Here is a 6,445-nt window from a genome sequence, read left to right as displayed (position 1 = left end):
CTCGTCCGTGCCCCGCATCATGATCCCCTCTCGCCGTGAGAAGGGGTGAATCATGTTCTGCATCCAAGGTCGAGGCCGACTATTTCAGCGACCTGCTAGGGTCAGCTTTGCGGGCTTGCCGCCGAACCGATAGCGCAACGCCCAGGACTTCACGCCACTGGACTGCACCACAAGATATAGCCCCGACAGCGCCGGGTCGGGCACCTCGTATCGCTTCGCCGGGTCAGGTTTCGCGGCTTCAACCGCCTTGGTCGTCAACGCTTTCGCCATGGCCAATTTGCCCTCTGGGGTAACACTGGGGTAACAGATCAAGGTGTTTTTCGGTGTTACCCCAAGTTAGGAACTTAACCTAACACTTGGCGATTTTCCATTTATTTTTATGTCATTATTGGGCACGGATAGTTTTACAAATTTAGGCTATGTTGGATCGAAAAATTAGACTGTTAATCAATTGGTCGTAGGTTCGATCCCTACCGCCGGAGCCAATAACCCAATAAAATTAAGCGCTTAGTTGCTGACAAAAACAGTCATCGTCCGACGTCCGAACTTGTCCGACTTCGGACGATGTACGGAAGCCACCACGCGCGCATGAAAAAGCCCCGCTCGAAGCGGGGCTTTTTGCTTTATTGACCCAAGGCAGATTCGCCCCCATCATCGCTTGATCAACAAGTTTTGGGGGCGAGTTTTCATGACACAAGATCACCTCAAATTCACTTTCGTCTGCAAGCAGTGCGGAGCCAACCCGGCCACGCTCGAACTGCCTGAAAATTACACTGATAACGACACGGCAAAGTGCAAAGCATGTGGCGCTGAGCTCGGGCGCTATGGGGATATCAAGGCGGAAGCCATGCGCCTCGGAAAACAAGAAATCGAAAAAATGGTAAAGGACACCTTCAAGGGGCTGAAAGGCTGGAAGGTCAAGTAATCGGCAGGCGCGAAGAGGCATTACCCCTTTGCGCGGCAGGTGGTGCAGAGACGATGGCCGAAGCCGGAGCTGATGAAGCTGGCACCGCAACATAGGCAGGCGCGCGGCCGTTCGTTCAGGCGTCGCTCGAGCACATTCGCGGCCGCGCAGGCTTTGTCGCAGTGGGTTTGGCTCAGGCCAACTTGATGGCCGCTGTGAAACACCGCCCAGCTATCGCCGCTGCCCCGGATCTCGACCGCGGCGCTCATAGCATGGCCTTGGAATTTTTCACCGAGTTGGCTCGGAGTGCCTCTATTGTCAGAGCGGTGCAGTAAAGCTTGCCTCCGCTCTGAACGACATTCGTATTCGTGACGATCAATTTCGCTCCGTCGGGGCCAGAGATCTCTGTCCCCTCCTCGACCACGTGAATGGCCAAGCCGAAGATCATCGGCGCGGGCTCGCTCATGCCTTCTTCCTTTCCTGCTTTTGGGGCCGCTGCACGGCGGTGACGGCGCGGCCGGAGGTTTCGAGCTGCGGCGCCATGTAGATATCGGCGAGGTGCTGATCGACCGCGGCCGAGTTGCCGAGCACGTCGGCGGTGTCGTCTTTCGTGGCGCCGCCCGCGCGGGAGAGTGCGCCGAAGGTGCGGCGCAGGTCGCGGAACTGGAGGCCTGCCAGCGCCTCGGCCGCCGCGGCCGCGCCTTCGGCGGCGAGAGCCGCTGCGGCGGTGCGGCGCAGGGTCGCCCATCGGCGCTGAAAGCGGTCTTCTCCGTCCGGGCCCACGAAGGGCGCGGCGGCCACGTCATCCCAGATCAGGGCCGCGGCGGCCAGATCCTCGCGCCGGACGGTGCCGCCCGCAGCGGCAAGGGTGCGCGCGCGCGCCGCCGCGATGGCCGCAGTGAGCGCGGGGGTGGGCCGCGCAGATCTACACCCATCAGCGCCTGAACCGGGTGCTGATCATGGGCAACGTGCTCAAGGGCGCGAGCGATCAGACCGGCATCAAGACCAAATGGCCCAGCCTCGGGATGCGCGATAACCTGATCATTGGCGTGGGCACCGCGGTGCACCACATGCGCCCCGGCGTGATCGGGCCGCAGCACATGCGCCCGCTCGACGCGGATCCGGCGCCGATGGCTGCGGCGAGCGACGTGGCTGGGCCGTCCGGCATGCAGGGCTGGACGTGGGAGACGCCGGAAATCACGTTCGTCCCGGGCGAGACCACGGTGAAGATCTTCAAGCAGGGCACGCGGATCGACGGCGACTTGCAACTGTGGCTCAACGCGCGCGATGGCTCCTCCTATGACGTGATCACCGGGCGGCTGATCTACGACGGCGCAACGCTGCAATTCCGTCCGGTGCGCCGCCAGCGCGGCGGCACCGTCCAGTTCAAGACGGCGAATTACCTGGGCAAGAAAGACGGCATCCTTGCCGTCGTCGTCGCCAATTCCGGGGGCGCTGCGGTGGAGAACATCCGCCCGCAAGCCGCCTTCACCGGCTTCTACCAATGGGGGGTTTGAGATGAGCCTTGACGCATCCGTCATCACTGTGGACAGCGGCGCCAACGCGAATGGCTCCTGGCACATGCGCGACGATGGCACGATGACCTGCACCAGCGTGGTGAGCATCACCACGCTGGGCACTGCCTTCGCCGACATCATCACCCTGCCCTTCCCCAAGGAGTTCAAGAGCGGGTCCACCCCGGCTGTCTCCTGGGCGCTGGCGGTCGGGACCGGCGAAACGGGGATCGACGCCGGGGCAAATGCCATCGCCTTTTGTGCGCATGAGAACGATTTGGCCGAATTGGCAGAGGCAGAGATCGAACGCTTCCATCGCGGCAAGGGTCACTCAGCTTGGCGCTGCGAAACAGCGTAGCTTGACCACTTTCAGCTTGAAGCCGGCACGCCGAAACGGTAACGAAGAGGACGCTGCGGGTGTAGCTCAATGGTAGAGCATTTGCTTCCCAAGCAAGTGACGAGGGTTCGATTCCCTTCACCCGCTCCATCAGACCCCCTTTGCGGTCAATTTTCTCAATATCTTCTGGCACTTGCGTCCCTTCCGGTGCACATTCGGGCACCCATGGGACTTGTCTTGAAGCACTTTGAGCAATCCAAATCGGGAAGTTGGCAATACCGCCGCCGCGTTCCCAAAGACGTTTCCGAGGTCATCACCAAGCGCGAGTTCAAACGCAAACTGGGCGATTCCCGGAAGGAGGCCCTTGCCGCCTATCCGCAGCTTCAGGCCCAAGTGGAGCGCGAGATCGAGGCGGCGAAGCGGCGGCTTGCCGGGGCCGCGGCGGCATCGGGGCCGGGAGCAACGGAGCGCGAAGCCTATGCCGAGGCGCTGCGGCGTCGGGCCGATCTAATCACCAAGGGGGCGACGGAAGAGGCCCTTGAGCTGGCCGCCGATGCGCTGGCGGACAGCTTCCCGCAAGACGGCTATGAGCCCCTCGGAGCGCCCCCGGTCGCGCGCCACACGGTCAACCTTCTGCGCCTCGGGCCGGAACGCTACAGGCCCCCGGAGCCCACCTTGGGGGATGCGCTGCGGCTCTACCTGAAAGAGCATCTGAAAGTGGACAGCGCAGAGACGGACAGCCGCGTTGTCGGGCTTGCGCGCCGCGTCGTGGAGGCCGCAATCGCCGCCATCGGGCGCGATCTTCTGTTGACCGCGATCACCCGCGAAGACGCCCGCGCCGTCCGCGATCACATGCTGGACCGGGTGAAGGCCAGCCCTTTGCCGTGGCAGCGCATTGCTGCCTGATGCGCTTCATCACGCATTGGCGGGAAATCTGATGCACGGACAGAAGTATCGTTATGCCGACTTCGTCAGATCGCTAAGGCCGATTAACGGGAACGTCCAAGACCGGCTCGCCCAACTCACCCTACAAAACTTCTTCTGGCATATTGACGTCGCTGCCGAAGAGGGGATCATTGATGCGGCCTTACAAGGGCGCCTTCATGCAATGCGCCTTGAGCGCAACACGGTCCATATGCGAGCCCGGACGCATCGGGCGTTCTTGGGAACGTCCATATCGCCGTTTAACACGACCATCGAGACCGTGCGGCAGACGAAACTATGGCGTGCAGCCAATCCCTGAAACGCCTACAGACTGCCTACAATTTGGGGATTCTGTCGCGGCCATCCGATTGAATTTCAATTGAAATTCGTGATTTGAACGGATAGTTAGGAAGCTGGGGCTCTACCATCGAACTACACCCGCATGGCGCTTCCTTAGCGTGTCAGGCGCTGGCCTGCACCTGCAAATCCCCTGCCGCGACCCGCCCCCCCGGTGCGGGGTCCGCCCTCTACGACCGTCCCGCTGTCGCGGCCTCTCTGCGTCCCGATGTTAAGTTGACAAAAAGGATAAACTTCATGCAGAGAGAACCGGAGCGCATATGCGCGGATTCGAATCCTGTTCCGCTCCCGCGCCGCAGCTGCTAGAAGAGGCCCCCATGTCCCCGAGCGATGATGCGTTGATCCTGTTCCTCGACCGTCTGGGGGCCACCGGCCTTGCGCAGGCCTTGCGCGAGGCGGCGGCCTCCGATGCGCTCACACCGCTGGCGATGTTCATGGATGCCGATACGCTGGTGAAAGCAGTGATGCTGGGGCTTCTGGCCGCCTCGGTGCTGGCCTGGGCGATCTGGGCGGGCAAGCTGGTGCAATTGGCACGCGCGCGCCGGGCGCTTGGCCGCGATTACCGGCTTCTGGCGCGCGAAGGGCGTCTTGGCGCCATTTTGCCCCGGGGGGTGGTGGCACAGATGTCGGCCGCCGCAAGCGCCGAGGTGCGCGCTTCCGAAGGGCTCCCCGATGTCGGCGTGAAGGAGCGTGTGGCAATCGAGCTTGGCCGGATCGAGGCAGGGGCCGCGCGCGCCATGCAATCCGGGGTGACGGCGGTGGGCTCGGTCGGCTCGACCGCGCCTTTCGTCGGGCTTTTCGGCACCGTCTGGGGGATCATGAACGCCTTTGTCGGCATTGCCGAGAGCGGCTCTTCGAACCTTGCGGTGGTTGCGCCCGGCATTGCCGAGGCGCTGATGGCGACCGCGCTTGGCCTTGTTGCCGCCATTCCCGCGGTGCTGCTTTACAACCACCTGACCCGCGCCATCGGCGGCTACCGGGCCGCGCTTGCCGATGCGGCGGCGCTGGTCGAGCGCACGCTCTCGCGCGATCTTGACCGCGCGCGCCATCAGCCCGAGGCCACGCGCGCGCTGCATCTGGTGGCGGAATAATGGCGCTGCGGCTCTCCGAAGAGGATGATCTCGCGCCCGAGGCGTCGATCAACATCACCCCTTTCATCGATGTGATGCTGGTGCTTTTGATCATCTTCATGGTCGCGGCTCCGCTGTCGACCGTCGATGTGCCGGTCGATCTGCCGGTGGCCTCCAGCAAGCCCTCGCCGCGGCCCGCCGATCCGGTCGTCGTCACGCTGCGGGCCGATGGCGCGCTGCTTCTGGGCCGCGATCCGGTCACGCCAGAGGCGCTTGGCCCGGCGATCGAGGCCGCCACCAAGGGCGACCGGGAGGCGCGGATCTTTGTCTCCGCCGACAAGGCCGTGGCTTATGGCGAGATGATGGCGCTGCTCGACCGGATGCGGGCGGCGGGCTATCTGCGGGTTGGCCTCGTCGGCCTCGAACAAGCCGATGCTGACGCAATCGCAGGCGCGCTTGCTCCCAGCGCCGGGGCCGCGCCGTGAGCCTTTCGCTCGCCCTGCAGGAGGCGGGTGCCGCCCCCCCGTCCGGCGCGCGGGTGGTGCTCGCCGGGCTTGCGGTCTCGCTCGTGCTGCATGGTACGGCGCTCGCCGTCTTCGCCCGCACCGAGGCGGCCCCCACGGCGCTTGTCGCCGCGGGCGCGGGGGGCGAGGATCTGCAAAGCTTCGAGGCGATCGAGGCCGCTTTCGTCGATCTGCCGCCGCCCGAGGTGAAGCTTGCCCCGCCGCAGATGGCGCTGCCGCTCACCGCCCCGGTGATCGAAATCCCGCAGGTGGTTCTGCCCGATCCGATCCTGCTGCCGCCCGAACCGCCGAAAATCGCGCCGCCCGAAATCGAGCAGCCGGCACCGCCCCCCGAGGTGAAGCCCGAAGCCAAGCCGAAGCCGAAACCCGAACGCGCCGAAAAGCCGCCGGAGCGGCAACCGAAGGCAAAGCCGGCACCGCAACGCGCCGAGAGCCGCGCGGCGAGCCGGGCAGCGGGCGCGGGCGGGGCCACCGGTGCAGGCACGGGCGGGCAAGCTGCGCAGGCAAACCTTTCTGCGGGGGCCGAGAAATCGCTGCTCAGCCGCTGGGGGGCCGCAATCCGCGCGCGCGTCGAGCGGCGCAAGAGTTACCCGAGCGCCGCGGGCCGCGCCGAGGGCACGGTGACAGTAGCGCTGACGGTCAGCCCCACCGGCGCACTCGCCGCCGCCTCCGTCACCCGTTCTTCGGGCAATGCCGCGCTCGATGCGGCAGCGCTCGCGGCGGTGCGCAAGGCGGGCAGCTTCCCCGCCGCCCCCAAAGAACTCACAAAACCGGGCTACAGCTTCTCGCTGGCGATCAAATTCGCGCGCTGAGCG

11 protein-coding genes and 1 tRNA gene are annotated in these 6,445 nt (G+C 64.7%); 9 read left to right on the top strand and 3 right to left on the bottom strand.

Features of this window, described 5'->3' with window-relative positions; translation table 11 throughout:
* Window positions 1-84 precede the first annotated feature (84 nt).
* Entirely contained in the window at window positions 85-270 is a 186-nt protein-coding gene (locus CRO22_RS11510) for an Arm DNA-binding domain-containing protein (RefSeq protein WP_097070295.1), read from the bottom strand.
* Window positions 271-688: 418 nt separating this feature from the next.
* On the opposite strand from CRO22_RS11510, the gene CRO22_RS11505 reads away from it, so the two are divergent.
* The gene (locus CRO22_RS11505; RefSeq protein ID WP_097070294.1) at window positions 689-925 is read left to right on the top strand and encodes a hypothetical protein; all 237 of its coding nucleotides are present in this window, start codon (window positions 689-691) and stop codon (window positions 923-925) included.
* A gap of 244 nt (window positions 926-1,169) precedes the next feature.
* Here CRO22_RS11505 and CRO22_RS11495 read toward each other — a convergent pair whose 3' ends face one another.
* A complete protein-coding gene (locus tag CRO22_RS11495; protein ID WP_097070292.1) occupies window positions 1,170-1,370 on the bottom strand; it encodes a hypothetical protein in 201 nt (66 codons plus the stop codon).
* Window positions 1,367-1,705: a hypothetical protein gene (locus CRO22_RS11490; RefSeq protein ID WP_097070291.1), complete on the bottom strand. Its 339-nt coding sequence runs from the start codon at window positions 1,703-1,705 to the stop codon at window positions 1,367-1,369. Before CRO22_RS11490 ends, CRO22_RS11495 begins: the two co-directional genes overlap by 4 nt.
* Window positions 1,706-1,863: 158 nt before the next feature.
* Here CRO22_RS11490 and CRO22_RS11485 point away from each other — a divergent pair, with 158 nt between their 5' ends.
* From CRO22_RS11485 to CRO22_RS11450, 8 genes are all read left to right on the top strand, one after another.
* The gene (locus CRO22_RS11485) at window positions 1,864-2,421 is read left to right on the top strand and encodes a hypothetical protein (RefSeq protein ID WP_141399441.1); all 558 of its coding nucleotides are present in this window, start codon (window positions 1,864-1,866) and stop codon (window positions 2,419-2,421) included.
* A gap of 1 nt (window position 2,422) precedes the next feature.
* Window positions 2,423-2,776: a hypothetical protein gene (locus tag CRO22_RS11480; RefSeq protein WP_097070289.1), complete on the top strand. Its 354-nt coding sequence runs from the start codon at window positions 2,423-2,425 to the stop codon at window positions 2,774-2,776.
* Between the two features lie 55 nt (window positions 2,777-2,831).
* Window positions 2,832-2,905 (top strand) — tRNA-Gly (locus tag CRO22_RS11475).
* A gap of 75 nt (window positions 2,906-2,980) precedes the next feature.
* The gene (locus tag CRO22_RS11470) at window positions 2,981-3,661 is read left to right on the top strand and encodes a DUF6538 domain-containing protein (protein ID WP_097070288.1); all 681 of its coding nucleotides are present in this window, start codon (window positions 2,981-2,983) and stop codon (window positions 3,659-3,661) included.
* Window positions 3,662-3,692: 31 nt separating this feature from the next.
* The gene (locus CRO22_RS11465; RefSeq protein WP_097070287.1) at window positions 3,693-3,998 is read left to right on the top strand and encodes a hypothetical protein; all 306 of its coding nucleotides are present in this window, start codon (window positions 3,693-3,695) and stop codon (window positions 3,996-3,998) included.
* 355 nt (window positions 3,999-4,353) lie between these two features.
* The gene (gene exbB / locus CRO22_RS11460; protein WP_281254753.1) at window positions 4,354-5,127 is read left to right on the top strand and encodes a tonB-system energizer ExbB; all 774 of its coding nucleotides are present in this window, start codon (window positions 4,354-4,356) and stop codon (window positions 5,125-5,127) included.
* Window positions 5,127-5,591 carry a TonB system transport protein ExbD gene (exbD, locus tag CRO22_RS11455; RefSeq protein WP_097070285.1) on the top strand — a complete coding sequence of 155 codons (465 nt, stop codon included), beginning with the start codon at window positions 5,127-5,129 and terminating at the stop codon, window positions 5,589-5,591. The genes exbB and exbD overlap by 1 nt, the downstream gene beginning before the upstream one ends.
* Entirely contained in the window at window positions 5,588-6,442 is an 855-nt protein-coding gene (locus CRO22_RS11450; protein ID WP_097070284.1) for an energy transducer TonB family protein, read from the top strand. Before exbD ends, CRO22_RS11450 begins: the two co-directional genes overlap by 4 nt.
* Window positions 6,443-6,445 lie beyond the last annotated feature (3 nt).

The sequence above is a fragment of the Rhodobacter maris genome (genome assembly GCF_900217815.1).
GTDB lineage: Bacteria > Pseudomonadota > Alphaproteobacteria > Rhodobacterales > Rhodobacteraceae > Rhodobacter > Rhodobacter maris.
Note: the sequence above shows the minus strand (reverse complement) of the source record. Positions and strands in the feature narration are given on the sequence as shown.

Excerpts from the sequence above, each read along its gene's own strand:
- CRO22_RS11465 (WP_097070287.1), top strand. The coding sequence starts at position 3,693 with ATGCACGGACAGAAGTATCGTTATGCCGACTTCGTCAGATCGCTAAGG.
- CRO22_RS11505 (WP_097070294.1), top strand. The coding sequence starts at position 689 with ATGACACAAGATCACCTCAAATTCACTTTCGTCTGCAAGCAGTGCGGA.
- CRO22_RS11470 (WP_097070288.1), top strand. The coding sequence starts at position 2,981 with ATGGGACTTGTCTTGAAGCACTTTGAGCAATCCAAATCGGGAAGTTGG.
- CRO22_RS11495 (WP_097070292.1), bottom strand. The coding sequence starts at position 1,370 with ATGAGCGAGCCCGCGCCGATGATCTTCGGCTTGGCCATTCACGTGGTC.
- CRO22_RS11485 (WP_141399441.1), top strand. The coding sequence starts at position 1,864 with ATGGGCAACGTGCTCAAGGGCGCGAGCGATCAGACCGGCATCAAGACC.
- CRO22_RS11510 (WP_097070295.1), bottom strand. The coding sequence starts at position 270 with ATGGCGAAAGCGTTGACGACCAAGGCGGTTGAAGCCGCGAAACCTGAC.
- exbB (WP_281254753.1), top strand. The coding sequence starts at position 4,354 with ATGTCCCCGAGCGATGATGCGTTGATCCTGTTCCTCGACCGTCTGGGG.
- exbD (WP_097070285.1), top strand. The coding sequence starts at position 5,127 with ATGGCGCTGCGGCTCTCCGAAGAGGATGATCTCGCGCCCGAGGCGTCG.
- CRO22_RS11480 (WP_097070289.1), top strand. The coding sequence starts at position 2,423 with ATGAGCCTTGACGCATCCGTCATCACTGTGGACAGCGGCGCCAACGCG.